This is a genomic window from Erwinia sp. 009765445, from assembly GCF_058137865.1.
This window is the reverse complement of record NZ_JBYUWC010000009.1, coordinates 130,337-146,408: the sequence shown is the minus strand read 5'-3', so window position 1 is coordinate 146,408 and position 16,072 is coordinate 130,337. Positions and strand designations below refer to the sequence as shown.

The following is a 16,072-nucleotide window of genomic DNA, read 5'->3' as shown; positions in this document are numbered from 1 at the left end:
GCCCAGGGCAAACCGCAGCGGGCGCTTCTCCGAACATTTCCGGCTCGACAGCGCGACGGTAAAACTGGCGGTAAAGGGCAAAAAAGGTGATAAGACCGACGGTTGCGAGTATCAGCCACGGCAGTGCCGGTTGGTTAAATTCCCTTCCCATATCGTACATCCAGCCGCCGCCTGTGTAGCCCACCGCGCCACCAAGTGCCAGACCCAACCGGCTGAAGCCCATGTAGCTTCCGCGCGCTCTGGCATTGGCCAGCGAGGCCCCCAGAGTTTCACGAGCCGGTTCGGCAATAATCGAGCCGATATAAAAGGTACAAATCAGCATAAAGATCTGTTGCAGCGAGGTGACCATACCGATTGGGGCCAGGCTCAGGCTCATTACCAGCAGCCCGGCCATCAGCCTCTGCTCCAGACGAAAGCGTTTTTCGCTCCAGCGGGCAATGGGATACAGCAGGGGCAGCGACAGGGTAGCCTCAATGGCATACATCCATTTCACCGCTCCGGGCGCACCGGAAATCTGGTTCACCACGATGGGTAGCATCAGCATGACCTGCACAGCCAGAGTGTAGTAACCAGTCAGGGTAATCACATAGGCGCAGAAGCGTCTGTCACGCAATACGCTCAGCAGCCCTTCACGCATTGGTGTCCGTACGGTCGAAAGACGCCAGGGAGGGAGCAGGAAGTAGTTACAGGCTGCGGCGAGCACGAACACCAACGCACCGACCCAGCAAACCACACGAAAGTCCCACGCCAGCAGCCAACTGCCGATCAGTGCGCCGATCACTGCTCCCGCGCTGTCCTGCATCATCAGCAGGGAGAAGAAGCGTCCGCGCTCGTGCGGACGGATCAGTTTGATTACCATAGCCGTGCGCGGTGGATCAAACAGCGTGCCGCCCAGCCCGGAAAGAATACATGAGAGCCACAGTACCCAAGGTTGATGCGCCAGTGCCATGCAGGCGAAGCCCGCTGCCCGTAGCAGCATTCCGGTGACGATCATCGGTCTGGCACCAAACCTGTCCGCCACCGCACCGCCAAAAATCCCCAGTCCCTGCTGCACCAGCTGGCGCAGGCCCAGGGCAATGCCCACCATCAGCGCGGCCCAGCCGAGCTGGTCGACAAAGCGGATGGAGATAAGCGGAAAGACAACGAAAAAGCCTAATACCACCAGCATATTATCCAGCAGCAGAAATGCTTTACCCAGGCTTCTTGCCCGTGCGGTCCGTGACATGTTGATTCCTGACAGAGGAGAGTGGAAAACCTTCCAGATGGTCCATTTTCACCCGCGGGTTGGGCTTTTCCCAGCGAAAGCAGGATGATATTTTTTCATCGATGCTTTGCTTTTTATCCGAGTTTTTCAGTCGCTTCCGTGACAAAATCCCGGAAATTTTCGCCGCAGCGTTTTACCCGCCGATAATTACGCGGTTATAGTGGTGAGTAACAACCGAAAATGGCGGTCAGCGGTGAAACGGGCTGACCGGCAGCGGCGGTTTATCAATCAAATTTATTCATCTATCGGCCGGATTCAGGAGAGAAGATGTTTGGCTATCGTTCCGCTGCCCCGAAAGTACGCCTGACAACCGACAGACTGGTGGTGCGTCTTGTTCATGAACGTGACGCCTGGCGTCTGGCGGACTATTACGCTGAGAACCGGGCGTTTCTCAAACCCTGGGAGCCCATCCGTGATGACAGCCACTGCTACCCCTCCGGCTGGCAGGCGCGGCTCGGCCTGATCGCGGAAATGCACAAGCAGGGCAATGCATACTATTTTGCCGTGATGGACCCGGATGAAAACGAAGTCCGCGGCGTGGCTAATTTCAGCAACGTGGTGCGCGGCTCATTCCATGCCTGCTATCTGGGCTACTCTCTGGGCGAAAAGTGGCAGGGGCAGGGCATGATGTTTGAGGCGTTGCAGTCGGCCATCCGCTATATGCAGCGCCAGCAGCGCATCCATCGCATCATGGCTAACTATATGCCGCACAACCAGCGCAGTGGTAACCTGCTGGCCCGGCTCGGCTTTGAGAAAGAGGGCTACGCCAAAGACTATCTGCTGATCGATGGTCGCTGGCAGGATCACGTGCTGACCGCGCTGACTGCCAAAGACTGGATCTCTGAACGACGTGGACAATAACACTGATGAAAATTCTTCTTTCCGCCATTGAAGCCCGCGTGATGGGTTGCCTGCTGGAGAAGCAGGTTACCACGCCAGATCAATACCCGATGTCACTGAATGGCGTGGTGACTGCCTGCAACCAGAAGTCGAACCGTGAACCGGTGCTGACGCTGAGTGAGTCAGCGGTGCAGGACACGCTGGATATGCTGGCGAAAAAGCATCTGGTCACCATTCAGAGCGGCTTCGGTAACCGCGTGGTGAAATATGAGCACCGTTTTTGCAATACCGAATTTGGACAGCTCAAGCTCAATCCCGGCGAATTCGCCCTGATCACCACATTGCTGCTGCGCGGTGCGCAAACTCCGGGTGAACTCCGTACCCGCAGCACGCGGCTGCATGAGTTTGCCGATATGGCGGAGGTGGAGAAGGCGCTGGAAAATCTGGCAACCAGGGAAGACGGGCCTTTTGTGGTCCGACTGGCCCGTGAAGCGGGCAAGCGTGAAAGCCGCTATATGCATCTGTTCAGCGGTGAGGGGGACGATGTTGCGGCCTGGGTTGAACCAGCCGCAGACGAGAGCGGGCTGGCGGCCAGAGTGACCGGACTGGAGCGCGAGATGGCCGAAATCAGGCAGCAGCTGGCGGAACTGCTGGGCAAGGGAGAGTGATATGGCCGGATTAAAAGTAGGAATTGTCGGGCTGGGCAGCATTGCGCAAAAGGCCTGGCTGCCGGTAGTGACCAGAACGGATGGCTGGAAGATCGCCGGAGCTTTCTCTCCCAATCAGCAGAAAGCACGGGGAGTATGTGACAGCTACCGAATCCCGCTTTTCTCCTCGCTTGATCAGTTGGCTGCGGCCAGTGATGCCGTGTTTGTGCACACTTCCACTGAGAGCCATTTCAGCATTGTAAAACAGCTGTTGCTGGCTGGCGTGGACGTCTGTGTAGACAAGCCGCTGGCGGCGACGCTCAGCGAGGCCGGGCAACTGGTAGAGCTGGCCCACAAGAAGAGGCGCAAGCTGATGGTGGCCTTCAACCGTCGTTTTGCTCCGCGTTATCTGCAGCTGAAAGACGGGCTGGATCAGCTGGCCTCGCTGCGCATGGATAAACACCGCAGTGACAGCGTTGGTCCGCATGAGCTTTTCTTTACGCTGCTGGACGATTATCTGCATGTGGTGGATACCGCGCTGTGGCTGGGTGGAGGGCAGGGCCGGTTGCAGGGCGGGACGCTGGTGACCAATGACGCCGGAGAAATGATCCGGGCCGAGCACCATTTCGGTCATGCTGACATTCAGATCACCACCAGCATGCATCGTCGCGCCGGAACCCAGCGTGAATCGGTAATGGCCATAACCGACGGCAGCGTCTGGCAGATCGATGACATGCGCGACTTCCGTCAGGAAACGGCAGGGCAGATCATCACCGATCCGATCCCGGGCTGGCAGAGCACGCTGGAGCAGCGGGGATTTGTCGGTGCCGCACGGCATTTCATCGACTGCGCGCAAAATCAGACAATGCCGCAAACCTCCGGCGAACAGGCGCTGATGGCGCAGCGGATCGTGGAAAAGCTCTGGCGTGATATCGACCGGGAATAACGCTGTAACAATCGAATGTGGTTATTTCCTTCAGCATCAGTAGACTATGCCGGTTGCTGGCCCATTCACCGGGGCAGAAGATAACCGTGGCCCGCGCCACCGATCCCGTAGAAAAATCAGGAACCCCATGAACCTGTTGAAATCGTTAGCAGCGGTCAGCTCAATGACCCTGTTTTCTCGCGTGCTGGGATTTGCCCGCGATGCCATTGTGGCAAGAGTTTTTGGTGCAGGAATGGCGACGGATGCCTTCTTTGTGGCCTTCAAATTACCAAACTTACTGCGCCGCATCTTTGCTGAAGGCGCTTTTTCCCAGGCCTTTGTGCCGATCCTCGCAGAGTACAAAAGCAAGCAGGGCGAAGAGGCCACCCGGATTTTCGTGGCTTATGTGTCGGGCCTTCTGACGCTGGCACTGGCCGTCATTACCCTCCTCGGCATGCTTGCGGCCCCGTGGGTGATCCTGGTCACGGCACCGGGCTTTGCGGACACTGCCGATAAATTCGCGCTGACTTCTGCGCTGCTGCGCGTGACGTTCCCCTATATCTTTCTGATTTCTATGGCCTCGCTGGCCGGAGCGATCCTCAATACCTGGAACCGGTTTTCCGTTCCGGCGTTTGCGCCGACGCTGCTGAATGTCAGCATGATTGGGTTTGCGCTATTTGCCGCGCCGCACTTCCATCCGCCGGTGATGGCGCTGGCGTGGGCAGTAGTGGCGGGTGGCGTACTGCAACTGGGTTATCAGCTTCCGCACCTGAAGAAAATCGGCATGCTGGTTCTGCCGCGTCTGAACCTGAAAGATGCCGGTGTATGGCGGGTAATGCGCCAGATGGGCCCGGCGATCCTTGGCGTTTCCGTCAGCCAAATCTCGCTGATCATCAACACTATTTTCGCCTCGTTCCTGGTCTCCGGCTCGGTTTCATGGATGTACTACGCGGACCGTCTGATGGAGTTCCCTTCCGGCGTGCTGGGCGTGGCGCTGGGCACGATATTGCTGCCTTCGCTGGCGAAAAGTTTTGCCAGCGGTAACCATAATGAATACAACCGCCTGATGGACTGGGGTTTGCGCCTGAGCTTCCTGCTGGCGCTGCCGAGCGCAGTGGCGCTGGGGATACTGGCCAAACCGCTGACCATTTCTTTGTTCCAGTACGGCAAGTTCACTGCCTTTGATGCGGCGATGACCCAGCGCGCGCTGGTGGCTTACTCGGTCGGCCTGATGGGACTGATCGTGGTGAAAATTCTCGCGCCGGGTTTCTATTCCCGGCAGGACATCAAAACGCCGGTCAAAATCGCCATGGTCACCCTGCTGATGACGCAGCTGATGAACCTGGCGTTTATCGGGCCGCTGAAACATGCCGGTCTGTCGCTGTCGATTGGTCTGGCTGCCTGCCTCAATGCGGCGCTGCTTTACTGGCAGCTGCGTAAGCAGAAAATTTTCCAGCCTCAGCCGGGCTGGTTCAGCTTCCTGCTGCGCCTGGTGATAGCCGTTATGGTGATGGCGGGCGTGCTGCTGGGGCTGCTGTGGATTATGCCGGAGTGGGCGCAGGGCAGTATGCTGTGGCGCCTGGTTCGTCTGGCTGCGGTCTGTGCTGCCGGTGGCGGAGCTTATTTCGCGGTGCTGGCACTGCTGGGCTTCCGCGTCAGGGACTTTGCCCGCACGACGGCGATCTGATACTGCAACTCAAAAAGCAAAACCCCGGAACAGTTTCCTGTTCCGGGCTGAGCCAGCGGTGACCGGGCGCTACACTTTACGGCTGATAAATGCGTTGGCGGTTGCCTGCCCGTCCGGGCCATAAAATTTCTGCGTCTGGTGTGGTCTCAATACCTCTAACGCCTGCCCGGTAAAACCAATCTGATGGTTAAGCAGCAGTCCGTTGTGCAGATTGGTATCCCGCAGCTTCATGGTCTGCTCCTGAATGGCTGCCCAGCGGCGGGCCATCTCGGGGTTAAGGCTGTAAGGCGCGTGCAAACCTGCTTCTTTCTCAGCGTCGCGGCGCAGCTGCTCAAGAAAATTGAGCGTCGCCAGCAGTGAGCTTTTATCTTCGGTAATACGTTGCAGTAAGCTGCTGTTGATCTGACCGCCTGAGAGCTGTTGTTGCTCTGATGTCATCACATCGGCCAGACTTGCCAGCACTTCCAGCATTTTATCAAGCGCGGTCAGCAGCTTATTCATTTACTCAGTTACCTTCTGCGGAATCTTTTGCCTGCTGAATCAGGGCATCGGCGATTTTGCCGGTATCCATTTTCAGTTCGCCATTACGGATGGCGGTTTTAAGTTGTTCCACGCGCGCGGTATTAATGTCCTGCGAGCTGGATTTGGTCAGCTGTGACTGTGCACCGCTCAGGACCACCTGAGTGGCCGTAGTGGTGCCTGCTGATTTGGTCTCGACCTGACGGGGCTTTGGTGCTGCGGCATCGGAAGTGTCGCGTGGCTGAACGGTGGCGGCCGGTTTCATAGGTTGAGTTCTGTCGATGCTCATATCTGACTCCTGTATGCTCAGGCGAATTATCGGCCTGATAAAATAAGTGTACTATGTCTGTTATTCATACTATCGGCAGAACTGAACCCTTCTTTAGGTCTTTATAGGGCCTTTACAACGTAATCAGAATATTCCCATCCGCGCCCACTTTTCCGCTCACTATCTGACCGGAATTCATGCGTACCCTCACCAGTTGGGCGGCAGTGGCATTATTCATCGCACGGCCCTCACTTGAGACATTAAAACCGTCACCGCTGGCGGTGACCGTCACGTTCTGACCGGCTTTAACGCGCCATGGCTGGCGGACCATCATCAGCGTCATTGGCTGACCAGGAATGATATCACGCAGCGCGACCGCATCGGTTATCTCTTCGGCGGTCATTACCGCGCGGGAAGGCAGCGTATCCAGACGACCATGCTCAACTTTCACATCGGCAGCGGTGAGTGCTGTTCCGCGTGAAACCTGACGGGCGGCCACAATGTAATCGCCGGTGACCTGCACTTCAACCTGCAGGTAGCGGCGGTTCTGGTCGCAGTTGGCGGCCACGCTCATGTTGCCCCACATCCGGCTATTGCCCGGCAGGGAGAATTGTGGTGCTTCACAGCCGGGCCACTGCGACTGTGGGGTTTTCACCACCACTTTCAGGGTATCGGCACTCTGGCCGGATTCCCCATAGCGCGATTTAAAAAATTGACTGAGTTGTGCTGTCAGATCGCCCGCACTGGCTGACAGAGTCACCAGGCTCAACAGGCCGGCGACCAGAAAGGTTAACCCACGCATCTTCTCATCTCAGTTATTGAAAACATGGCGACGATTCTACTCGTGAGCCTGCGGGGTCAAGGCGCAAATTAGCGACGCTTTTTAGCGCTATTCCGACGATAACACTTTCCCCCCCGAGATTATGCTGTCAGCTCTGATTTTTCATTTTGCGGAGGAAGCATGCTCGACAAACTCGACGCAGCACTGCGGTTTAACACCGAAGCGTTGAACCTGCGTGCCCAGCGGCAGGAAATCCTGGCGTCTAACATCGCCAACGCGGATACACCCGGCTATCAGGCTCGCGATATCGATTTTGCCAGCCAGATGCAGAAGGTGATGGAGCAGGGGCGGGCGCAGGGATCGGGTCTGCAGTTGGCGGTTACTTCAAATCGCCATATTCCAGCGGAATCACTTCAGCCGGCGTCCATGGACCTGATGTATCGGGTTCCGGATCAGCCGTCTGCAGATGGCAACACGGTTGATATGGACCGGGAACGTACGCAGTTCGCGGACAACAGCCTGAAATACCAGACGGATCTGACCGTTATCAGCGGGCAGATCAAGAGCATGATGTCCGTGCTACAGGGGCAATAATTTATGGCACTTCTGAATATTTTTGATATCGCCGGATCGGCGATGAATGCCCAGTCGCAGCGTCTGAACGTGGCTGCCAGTAACCTGGCCAACGCCGACAGCGTGACCGGTCCTGACGGTCAGCCTTACGTGGCCAAACAGGTGGTTTTCCAGACCATGGCATCGCCAGGCTCACCTACCGGTGGCGTTCGCGTGGCGCAGGTGGTTGATGATCCGACTCCCGCAAAACTGGTTTACGAACCGGGCAATCCAATGGCCGACGCTAAAGGCTACGTGAAGATGCCCAACGTTGATGTGGTAGGGGAGACGGTTAACACCATGTCCGCGTCGCGCAGCTACCAGGCCAACGTCGAGGTGTTGAACACCGTTAAACAAATGATGATGAAAACCCTGACGATGGGTCAATAAGGAGCAGGTCAATGGGCATTACCGTAGGCGTTAATGAGTCAACGGATAACACGGCGATTACAACCACGTCGTCGACTTCCGATACGTCGTCCGCAGACCTGCAAAGTCAGTTCCTGACGCTGCTGGTCACCCAGTTACAGAACCAGGACCCGACAAATCCGATGGATAACAGTCAGCTGACTACCCAGCTGGCGCAGATCAATACCCTGAGCGGCATTGAAAAACTCAATACCACATTAGGGTCTATTTCCGGTCAGATCACCAGCGGACAGTCTCTGCAGGCTTCCACGCTGATCGGCCATGGCGTGATGGTTGATGGTTCCCAGATCCTGGTGGGCAGCAGCCAGACCACGCCATTTGGCGTAAGCCTGGAGCAGGCCTCCACGGCGACCACCGCCACGATTTCCGATTCAACAGGCAAGGTGGTGCAAACCATCAACCTGGGTGCTCTCAGCTCCGGCGTGCATACCTTCTCATGGGATGGTTCGCAGGCAGATGGCACCACCGCAGCCGACGGGAAGTATTCCGTCTCGATCAGTGCGAGCAATGCTACCGGTCAACTGGTTGCGCAGCCACTGAACTATGCGCTGGTTAATGGGGTAACTAACGACACCAGCGGTGCCGTTTTAGACCTCGGCACGATGGGTACTACCACCGTAGCGAATGTTCGTCAGATTATTTAACTAATCCCCCTTTTTCAGGAGTTTACACATGGCATTTTCTCAGGCAGTCAGTGGCTTAAACGCCGCCTCCAGTAACCTTGACGTGATCGGTAACAACATCGCCAACTCGGCGACCGTTGGTTTTAAATCCGCGACCGTTTCTTTCGCTGATATGTTCGCCGACTCTAAAGTGGGTCTGGGCGTTAAGGTGGCTGCGGTTACTCAGGACTTTGGCGACGGCACCACCACTTCCACCAGCCGTGGCCTGGACGTGGCGATCAGCCAGTCAGGTTTTTTCCGTATGACCGACACCAGCGGTGCGGTTTACTACAGCCGTAACGGCCAGTTCACTCTGGACGCTAACCGTAATATCGTTAACGCCGATGGCCTGCAGCTGACTGGCTACCCGGCAACCGGCACGCCACCGACCGTACAGACCGGTGCTAACCCAGTGGGTTTGAGTATCCCGGATGCGGCGATGCCAGCTAAAGCGACCACCACTGCGGCGATTACTGCCAACCTGAATTCGACCGACAGCACGCCAGCTACCACGCCGTTCGACTCTGCCAATGTGGATACCTACAACAGCAAAGCGTCAATGACCACCTATGACTCGCTGGGTAACGAACACACCATCAACCTGTACTTCGTGAAGGGCGCTACCGACTCCACCACTGACCCGACTAACCCGACCACGACCTGGAACGTACAGGCTGTGGATTCAAGCACCGGAGCCAGTGCCGGTACCTGGGATATGACCTTCAACAGCAGCGGTCAGCTGACCTCTTCAGCCACCCAGACCATCAGCATGGCGACCCTGAACGGTTCAGCGCCAAGCTCGTTCACTCTGAATCTGGCGGGCAGCCAGCAGCAGAACACCGGCACCAGCACCTTTGGTAACCCGACTCAGAACGGTTACAAGCCGGGTGACCTGACCAGCTACCAGATCAACAACGACGGTACTGTGGTTGGTAACTACTCCAACGAACAGACCCAGACTCTGGGACAGATCGCGCTGGCTAACTTCGCTAACCCGGAAGGCCTGAAGTCTGAAGGCAATAACGTGTGGTCTGCGACCAACTCTTCAGGTCAGGCGCTGGTCGGTCTGGCGGGCACCGGTAACCTCGGCACCCTGACTGCAGGCGCGGTGGAATCCTCCAACGTCGACCTGAGTAAAGAGCTGGTGAACATGATTGTGGCACAGCGTAACTATCAGTCTAACGCCCAGACCATCAAAACTCAGGACCAGATCCTCAACACCCTGGTCAACCTGCGCTAATACGGCTAACAGGATCGTCTTATGGATCACGCGATATATACCGCAATGGGGGCTGCCAGCCAGACCCTCGAACAGCAGGCAGTCACGGCGAGCAACCTCGCCAATGCCTCTACACCTGGCTTCCGTGCGCAGCTTAATGCGCTGCGTGCGGTGCCGGTGGAAGGGCTTTCTCTGCCAACGCGCACGCTGGTGACGGCGTCCACGCCCGGTGCCGATATGACCCCGGGTCCGATGGACTACACCGAGCGCCCACTGGATGTGGCTGTCCGTCAGGACGGCTGGCTGACGGTGCGTGCCCCCGATGGTTCCGAGGCTTATACCCGAAACGGCAACATGGAACTGAACCCGGCAGGGCAACTGACCGTCCAGGGCAACCTGGTGATCGGCGACGGCGGCCCGATTGCCGTGCCGCAGGGGTCGGAAATCACCATCGCTGCTGACGGTTCTATCACCGCGCTGAACCCGGGCGATCCGCCGAATGCCACTGTCCAGTTGGGCCGTCTGAAACTGGTGAAAGCCACCGGTTCAGAAGTAACTCGCGGCGATGACGGGCTGTTCCGTCTCACCGCGAGCGCTCAGGCACAGCGCGGTGCCGTCCTGCAAAACGATCCGACCATTCAGGTGATGCCTGGCGTGCTGGAAGGCAGCAACGTCAAAACTGAGCAGACCATGGTCGATATGATCGCTAACGCTCGCCGCTTTGAGATGCAGATGAAAGTCATCTCCAGCGTCGATCAGAATGAACAACGCGCTAACCAGCTGTTGTCACTGAGCTAAGTGCAAGAGGAAAATCTATGATCCGTTCTTTATGGATTGCCAAAACTGGTCTTGACGCCCAGCAAACCAATATGGACGTCATCTCGAACAACCTGGCCAACGTCAGCACCAACGGCTTTAAACGCCAGCGTGCAGTGTTCGAAGACCTGATGTATCAGACTATCCGCCAGCCGGGTGCGCAGTCATCCGAACAGACTAACTTACCTTCTGGTATGCAGCTGGGTACCGGTACCCGTCCGGTTGCCACCGAGCGCCTGCACACTCAGGGTAACCTGAACAAAACTGACTCCTCGAAAGACGTGGCGATCAGCGGGCAGGGTTACTTCCAGGTGCAGATGCCGGATGGCACGCTGGCCTATACCCGTGACGGTTCGTTCCAGACCGATCAGAACGGCCAGTTGGTCACCAACGGCGGCTTCCCGGTGCAGCCTGCCATTACCATTCCTGCCAACGCCCTGAGCATGACCATCGGTCGTGACGGTGTGGTCAGCGTAACCCAGCAGGGGCAGACCCAGCCGGTGCAGGTTGGTCAGCTGACGCTGAGCACCTTTATCAACGACGCAGGTCTGGAAAGTAAAGGTGAAAACCTCTACCAGGAAACTCAGGCTTCCGGTGCGCCAACTGACAGCACCCCAGGTAACAACGGCGCGGGCCTGTTGTATCAGGGCTATGTCGAAACTTCAAACGTCAACGTGGCGGAAGAGCTGGTCAGCATGATCCAGACCCAGCGCGCGTATGAGATCAACAGTAAGGCAATCAGCACTTCCGATCAGATGCTGGCCAAACTGACTCAGCTGTAATCGCAGTAATGTAAACCAGCCGGGTTCGCCCGGCCCTTAATAAAAGACCTTCTGATTATTAAAGGTAGTGATTCCATGGCGAAGCAAATCTCAATGCCTGGACGTTTGTTGGTAGCCATGCTGCTCCTGACGCTTAACGGTTGTGCTTTAGTTCCACGTAAGCCACTGGTCGAAGGCTCGACAACGGCCCAGCCGCTGCCTGCTTCGCCGCCGGTGGTTAACGGCTCCATTTTTCAGGGCATCATGCCGATGAACTACGGCTATCAGCCGCTGTTCGAGGATCGTCGCCCACGTAACATTGGCGATACGCTGACCATTACCCTGCAGGAAAACGTCAGTGCCAGTAAGAGTTCAACCGCGTCTGCCGGACGTGATGGCAGCGCCACAGTGGGTCTGACCGCTGTGCCAAGTGCGCTGACCGGCCTGCTGGGTGGTGATAAAGCCACGCTGGATGGCAGCGGCAAAAATACCTTTGCAGGTAAGGGGGGCGCTACGGCGAACAACACCTTTACCGGCACCATCACCGTTACCGTGAATCAGGTATTGCCGAACGGCAACCTGAAAGTGGTCGGTGAGAAACAGATTGAGATTAACCAGGGTACGGAATTCATCCGTTTCTCGGGCGTGGTTAACCCACGCACCATCAGCGGTAGCAACAGCGTGGTTTCGACCCAGGTGGCGGATGCACGCATTGAATACGTCGGCAACGGCTATATCAATGAGGCACAGACGATGGGCTGGCTGCAACGGTTCTTCCTGAACCTGTCCCCATTCTAAGAGGTTACTATGCGTAGAATTCTTCAACTCACCCTGCTGCTGCTTGCTTCTGTCAGTACACTGGCGAATGCAGACCGCATTCGCGACCTGACAACTGTAGGCGGCGTGCGGGATAACTCCCTGATCGGTTACGGTCTGGTGGTGGGACTGGACGGTTCCGGTGACCAGACAACCCAGACGCCTTTTACCACTCAGAGCCTTAACAACATGTTGTCCCAGCTGGGCATTACCGTCCCGAGCGGGACTAACATGCAGCTGAAAAACGTGGCGGCGGTGATGGTTACCGGAAAACTGCCCGCATTTGGGCGTCAGGGGCAGGTGATTGACGTGGTCGTTTCCTCGATGGGGAACGCCAAAAGCCTGCGCGGCGGTACGCTGCTGATGACCCCGCTGAAAGGCGTGGATAACCAGGTCTATGCGCTGGCGCAGGGTAACATTCTCGTGGGTGGTGCCGGAGCTTCTGCCGGTGGCAGCAGCGTGACGGTTAACCAGGTAAACGGCGGCCGCATTACCGGGGGCGCGACCATCGAGCGTGAACTGCCTAACAACTTCGGCACCAGCAACGTGCTTAACCTGTTCCTGAACGATGAAGATTTCAGCATGGCGCAGCGTATCGCCGACGCTATCAACGCGCGCAGTGGCTACGGTTCTGCGCAGGCAATTGATGGCCGTACCGTGCAGGTGCAGGTTTCCGCCAACAGTACCTCACAAGTGCGTCTGCTGGCTGATATCCAGAACATTGACGTGTCCGTGCCGATTCAGGATGCGAAAGTCATTATCAACTCACGTACCGGCTCGGTAGTGATGAACCGTGAAGTGATGCTCAGCTCCTGTGCGATTGCTCAGGGCAACCTGTCGGTTACCGTCAACCAGTCGCAGAACGTCAGCCAGCCGAACACGCCGTTTGCCGGTGGACAGACTGTGGTGACGCCGCAGACGCAGATTGACCTGCGCCAGAGCGGGGGATCGCTGCAAAGCGTCAATGCCAGCGCCAACCTGAACAGTGTGGTCCGTGCGCTGAACGCGCTGGGGGCGACGCCAATCGACCTGATGTCCATCCTGCAGTCAATGCAGAGTGCAGGCTGTCTGCACGCCAAACTGGAAATAATCTGATGAGTGATACCCAGTCTCTGATGAATGCAGCTTACGACAGCCGCTCACTCAACAACCTGAAACGTGAAGCCAGCAAAGACCCGAAAGCGCACGCGCGGGAAGTGGCAAAACAGGTGGAAGGGATGTTTGTACAGATGATGCTGAAGAGCATGCGCCAGGCGTTGCCGCAGGATGGTCTGCTGAGCAACGATCAAACCAAGCTCTACACCTCGATGTACGATCAGCAGATTGGGCAGCAGATTGCGGCCAAAGGACTGGGGCTGGCCGACATGATGGTCAAGCAGATGGAGCAGGCACAGGTACCGGATGAAAAAGCCGGAACCGTGCCGATGCTGCTCGACAAGAACTTTATCAACACGTTGCCGCCGCTGGCTATGGAACAGGTGGTGCGCAAAGCCGTGCCCCGCCTTCCTTCAGCCGATACGCCTCTGAGCGGTGACAGCAGCGATTTTATTGCTCAGCTCTCGCAACCTGCGCAGATGGCTAGTGCGGAAAGCGGCATTCCCCATCACCTGATCCTCGCCCAGGCCGCGCTGGAATCAGGCTGGGGACAACGTCAGATCCTCACTGCCCAGGGCAAGCCGAGTTACAACGTGTTTGGCATCAAGGCGACGGGTAACTGGCAGGGTAAAACCACCGAAGTGATGACCACGGAATATGAAAATGGCCAGGCGGTAAAAGTGAAGGCTAAATTCCGCGTTTATGACTCCTATTTCGATGCGCTGAATGATTACGTCAAAGTGATCGGCAATAACCCGCGCTACTCCGCGGTGACCACGGCAGCAACACCTGAGCAGGGCGCTAAAGCCTTGCAGGCAGCGGGTTATGCTACCGATCCGAAGTACGCGCAGAAGCTGGTAGGAATGATTCAGCAATTCAAAAGCATGGGGGAAAAAGTGGTCAAAGCTTACTCCCAGGATATTGGCGATTTGTTCTGATTTATCGCTCAAGTTTGTCCCGGTTGAACCGATAACTGTTACAGGCCGGATTTGTGTTAAAGCAGACCGGCAACCGATTGTTAATGCCGGCCCGTGCTGAGTCAGGGTTAAAAAGGAACCGACATGTCTAACTTAATTAATACCGCTTTAAGCGGGATAAACGCCGCCTCGGCTGCGTTGAATACCACCGGTAACAACATCAGTAATTACAGCGTGGCCGGCTATTCACGTCAGACCACCATTCTTGCCCAGGCCAACAGTACGCTGAGCGGGACTAACTACTACGGTAACGGCGTTTCCGTTGCCAGCGTTAACCGTGAGTACGATGCGTTCATCACCAACCAGCTGCGCTCTGCCAGCACCATGTCCAGCGCGATGACCACGCAGTACAGTCAGCTGTCGAACATTGATGATATGTTCTCCAGCACCACCAACACGCTGTCGACCAACATGCAGGACTTCTTCTCCTCTATCCAGACGCTGGTGAGCAACGCGGACGATCCTTCCGCACGCCAGGCCGTACTGGGACAGGCGAATGGCCTGGTTAACCAGTTCCAGGTGACGGATACTTATCTGAAAAACCTGGAAAGCAGCCTGAATACTTCTGTCACCTCAACGGTGGATCAGATCAATGGTTACGCCAAGCAGATCGCTAACGTTAACCAGCAGATTGCCAAGCTGAAAGGTGCGGGCGACGGCAGTGCGCCAAATGCTCTGCTGGATCAGCGTGATCAGCTGGTCAGCAACCTGAACCAGCTGGTCGGCGTTTCCGTCAGCCAGCAGGACGGCGGCAGCTATAACATCACTATCGGCAACGGTATCAGCCTGGTGCAGGGTGACAGCTACAACACTCTGGCTGCAGTGCCTTCCAGCGCCGATCCAACCCGGACCACCGTCGCCACGGTGGATAAAACCACCGGTGCGACCACTGAAATTCCTGAGAAACTGCTCACCACCGGTTCGCTGGGCGGTCTGCTGGCCTTCCGCACCGATCTGGATAACACCCGCAATCAGCTGGGACAGATGGCGTTGGGTCTGGCGAGCAGCTTCAACGCCCAGCACGAAGCGGGCTATGACTCCAACGGTGATGCGGGAGAAGCTTTCTTCAGCTATGGCAGCCCTTCAGTAACGACCAACACCACGAATAAAGGTACGGCATCGATGACTGCTGCCGTGACCGATGCCAGCCAGGTGCAGGCATCCAACTATAAAGTGAGTTACGACGGCACCAACTGGAACGTGACCCGCCTGTCGGATAACGCTTCAGTTTCTGCCACCTCAGGTACGGATGCGTCCGGTAACTCAACACTCAGCTTTGACGGATTGCAGGTGACCCTGGGCGGTACACCGCAGACTAAAGACAGTTTCCTGGTGAAACCGGTGGCTGACGTCATCGGCAATATGAACGTCAATATCACTGACGAAGCTAAAGTTGCTGCCGCCGGTGCCGATGATGGTGTGAGCGATAACACCAATGCGCAGTCGCTGCTGGATCTGCAGACCAAAAAGGTCATTGGCGGAGCCAGCACCCTGACTCAGGCTTATGCCAGCATGGTGGCGAATATCGGTAACAAAACCAGCACTCTGGAAACAACCAGCACCACCCAGAGTAACGTCGTGACGCAGCTGACCAATCAGCAGCAGTCCGTATCGGGTGTTAACCTGGATGAAGAATACGGTAACCTGACCCGCTACCAGCAGTACTACACCGCGAATGCTCAGGTGATCCAGACCGCCAGCACAATCTTTAACGCGCTGATCAGCGCTGTCAGCTGATCGAGCATAAGGAGTTA

At 56.7% G+C, this 16,072-nt stretch carries 17 protein-coding genes and 1 pseudogene; 14 read left to right on the top strand and 4 right to left on the bottom strand.

The window, feature by feature from the left end; genetic code table 11:
• Positions 1–40: 40 nt before the first annotated feature.
• Positions 41–1,225 (bottom strand): annotated as a pseudogene (gene mdtH, locus AC3Y5R_RS12115) (multidrug efflux MFS transporter MdtH); the annotation flags it as partial.
• Between the two features lie 306 nt (positions 1,226–1,531).
• Here mdtH and rimJ point away from each other — a divergent pair.
• From rimJ to murJ, 4 genes are all read left to right on the top strand, one after another.
• Positions 1,532–2,125: a ribosomal protein S5-alanine N-acetyltransferase gene (gene rimJ / locus AC3Y5R_RS12110; protein WP_489921529.1), complete on the top strand. Its 594-nt coding sequence runs from the start codon at positions 1,532–1,534 to the stop codon at positions 2,123–2,125.
• A 5-nt stretch (positions 2,126–2,130) separates the two neighbouring features.
• The gene (locus tag AC3Y5R_RS12105; protein ID WP_489921528.1) at positions 2,131–2,772 is read left to right on the top strand and encodes a DUF480 domain-containing protein; all 642 of its coding nucleotides are present in this window, start codon (positions 2,131–2,133) and stop codon (positions 2,770–2,772) included.
• 1 nt (position 2,773) lies between these two features.
• On the top strand, positions 2,774–3,697 hold the full coding sequence (locus AC3Y5R_RS12100) for a Gfo/Idh/MocA family protein (RefSeq protein WP_489921527.1): 924 nt from the start codon (positions 2,774–2,776) through the stop codon (positions 3,695–3,697).
• A gap of 127 nt (positions 3,698–3,824) precedes the next feature.
• Entirely contained in the window at positions 3,825–5,363 is a 1,539-nt protein-coding gene (gene murJ, locus AC3Y5R_RS12095) for a murein biosynthesis integral membrane protein MurJ (RefSeq protein WP_489921526.1), read from the top strand.
• Positions 5,364–5,432: 69 nt separating this feature from the next.
• Here the strand turns inward: murJ and flgN are convergent, their stop codons facing one another.
• The 3 genes from flgN to flgA form a co-directional block, all read right to left on the bottom strand.
• Positions 5,433–5,864 carry a flagellar export chaperone FlgN gene (gene flgN / locus AC3Y5R_RS12090; protein WP_158783084.1) on the bottom strand — a complete coding sequence of 144 codons (432 nt, stop codon included), beginning with the start codon at positions 5,862–5,864 and terminating at the stop codon, positions 5,433–5,435.
• 4 nt (positions 5,865–5,868) lie between these two features.
• Positions 5,869–6,171, bottom strand: coding sequence for a flagellar biosynthesis anti-sigma factor FlgM (gene flgM, locus AC3Y5R_RS12085; RefSeq protein WP_489921525.1), 303 nt, complete (start codon positions 6,169–6,171; stop codon positions 5,869–5,871).
• Between the two features lie 112 nt (positions 6,172–6,283).
• Entirely contained in the window at positions 6,284–6,952 is a 669-nt protein-coding gene (gene flgA / locus AC3Y5R_RS12080; RefSeq protein ID WP_158783082.1) for a flagellar basal body P-ring formation chaperone FlgA, read from the bottom strand.
• A gap of 159 nt (positions 6,953–7,111) precedes the next feature.
• Between flgA and flgB the strand changes: the two genes are divergently transcribed.
• The 10 genes from flgB (at position 7,112) to flgK (ending at position 16,055) form a co-directional block, all read left to right on the top strand.
• Positions 7,112–7,525 (top strand): flagellar basal body rod protein FlgB, encoded by a 414-nt coding sequence (flgB, locus tag AC3Y5R_RS12075; RefSeq protein WP_158783081.1) that lies wholly within the window; start codon positions 7,112–7,114, stop codon positions 7,523–7,525.
• 3 nt (positions 7,526–7,528) lie between these two features.
• Positions 7,529–7,933: a flagellar basal body rod protein FlgC gene (flgC, locus tag AC3Y5R_RS12070; protein ID WP_158783080.1), complete on the top strand. Its 405-nt coding sequence runs from the start codon at positions 7,529–7,531 to the stop codon at positions 7,931–7,933.
• 11 nt (positions 7,934–7,944) lie between these two features.
• Complete coding sequence (gene flgD / locus AC3Y5R_RS12065) at positions 7,945–8,616, top strand: flagellar hook assembly protein FlgD (protein ID WP_489921524.1); 672 nt, start codon at positions 7,945–7,947, stop codon at positions 8,614–8,616.
• Positions 8,617–8,644: 28 nt separating this feature from the next.
• The gene (gene flgE / locus AC3Y5R_RS12060; RefSeq protein WP_489921523.1) at positions 8,645–9,874 is read left to right on the top strand and encodes a flagellar hook protein FlgE; all 1,230 of its coding nucleotides are present in this window, start codon (positions 8,645–8,647) and stop codon (positions 9,872–9,874) included.
• A gap of 21 nt (positions 9,875–9,895) precedes the next feature.
• Entirely contained in the window at positions 9,896–10,651 is a 756-nt protein-coding gene (locus tag AC3Y5R_RS12055) for a flagellar basal body rod protein FlgF (RefSeq protein ID WP_158783077.1), read from the top strand.
• A 17-nt stretch (positions 10,652–10,668) separates the two neighbouring features.
• Entirely contained in the window at positions 10,669–11,451 is a 783-nt protein-coding gene (gene flgG, locus AC3Y5R_RS12050; protein WP_158783076.1) for a flagellar basal-body rod protein FlgG, read from the top strand.
• 75 nt (positions 11,452–11,526) lie between these two features.
• Positions 11,527–12,228, top strand: coding sequence for a flagellar basal body L-ring protein FlgH (locus tag AC3Y5R_RS12045; RefSeq protein ID WP_158783075.1), 702 nt, complete (start codon positions 11,527–11,529; stop codon positions 12,226–12,228).
• 9 nt (positions 12,229–12,237) lie between these two features.
• A complete protein-coding gene (locus AC3Y5R_RS12040; protein ID WP_158783074.1) occupies positions 12,238–13,341 on the top strand; it encodes a flagellar basal body P-ring protein FlgI in 1,104 nt (367 codons plus the stop codon).
• Entirely contained in the window at positions 13,341–14,279 is a 939-nt protein-coding gene (gene flgJ / locus AC3Y5R_RS12035; protein WP_489921522.1) for a flagellar assembly peptidoglycan hydrolase FlgJ, read from the top strand. The genes AC3Y5R_RS12040 and flgJ overlap by 1 nt, the downstream gene beginning before the upstream one ends.
• A gap of 123 nt (positions 14,280–14,402) precedes the next feature.
• Positions 14,403–16,055: a flagellar hook-associated protein FlgK gene (flgK, locus tag AC3Y5R_RS12030; protein WP_489921521.1), complete on the top strand. Its 1,653-nt coding sequence runs from the start codon at positions 14,403–14,405 to the stop codon at positions 16,053–16,055.
• The last annotated feature ends 17 nt before the right edge of the window (positions 16,056–16,072 follow it).

What these genes read in the sequence shown, in the direction of transcription:
- flgJ (WP_489921522.1), top strand. Translation starts at nt 13,341, where the DNA reads ATGAGTGATACCCAGTCTCTGATGAATGCAGCTTACGACAGCCGCTCA.
- flgE (WP_489921523.1), top strand. Translation starts at nt 8,645, where the DNA reads ATGGCATTTTCTCAGGCAGTCAGTGGCTTAAACGCCGCCTCCAGTAAC.
- flgB (WP_158783081.1), top strand. Translation starts at nt 7,112, where the DNA reads ATGCTCGACAAACTCGACGCAGCACTGCGGTTTAACACCGAAGCGTTG.
- flgN (WP_158783084.1), bottom strand. Translation starts at nt 5,864, where the DNA reads ATGAATAAGCTGCTGACCGCGCTTGATAAAATGCTGGAAGTGCTGGCA.
- AC3Y5R_RS12055 (WP_158783077.1), top strand. Translation starts at nt 9,896, where the DNA reads ATGGATCACGCGATATATACCGCAATGGGGGCTGCCAGCCAGACCCTC.
- murJ (WP_489921526.1), top strand. Translation starts at nt 3,825, where the DNA reads ATGAACCTGTTGAAATCGTTAGCAGCGGTCAGCTCAATGACCCTGTTT.
- AC3Y5R_RS12045 (WP_158783075.1), top strand. Translation starts at nt 11,527, where the DNA reads ATGGCGAAGCAAATCTCAATGCCTGGACGTTTGTTGGTAGCCATGCTG.
- AC3Y5R_RS12105 (WP_489921528.1), top strand. Translation starts at nt 2,131, where the DNA reads ATGAAAATTCTTCTTTCCGCCATTGAAGCCCGCGTGATGGGTTGCCTG.
- flgK (WP_489921521.1), top strand. Translation starts at nt 14,403, where the DNA reads ATGTCTAACTTAATTAATACCGCTTTAAGCGGGATAAACGCCGCCTCG.
- flgD (WP_489921524.1), top strand. Translation starts at nt 7,945, where the DNA reads ATGGGCATTACCGTAGGCGTTAATGAGTCAACGGATAACACGGCGATT.
- flgC (WP_158783080.1), top strand. Translation starts at nt 7,529, where the DNA reads ATGGCACTTCTGAATATTTTTGATATCGCCGGATCGGCGATGAATGCC.
- flgA (WP_158783082.1), bottom strand. Translation starts at nt 6,952, where the DNA reads ATGCGTGGGTTAACCTTTCTGGTCGCCGGCCTGTTGAGCCTGGTGACT.
- flgM (WP_489921525.1), bottom strand. Translation starts at nt 6,171, where the DNA reads ATGAGCATCGACAGAACTCAACCTATGAAACCGGCCGCCACCGTTCAG.
- AC3Y5R_RS12040 (WP_158783074.1), top strand. Translation starts at nt 12,238, where the DNA reads ATGCGTAGAATTCTTCAACTCACCCTGCTGCTGCTTGCTTCTGTCAGT.
- rimJ (WP_489921529.1), top strand. Translation starts at nt 1,532, where the DNA reads ATGTTTGGCTATCGTTCCGCTGCCCCGAAAGTACGCCTGACAACCGAC.
- flgG (WP_158783076.1), top strand. Translation starts at nt 10,669, where the DNA reads ATGATCCGTTCTTTATGGATTGCCAAAACTGGTCTTGACGCCCAGCAA.
- AC3Y5R_RS12100 (WP_489921527.1), top strand. Translation starts at nt 2,774, where the DNA reads ATGGCCGGATTAAAAGTAGGAATTGTCGGGCTGGGCAGCATTGCGCAA.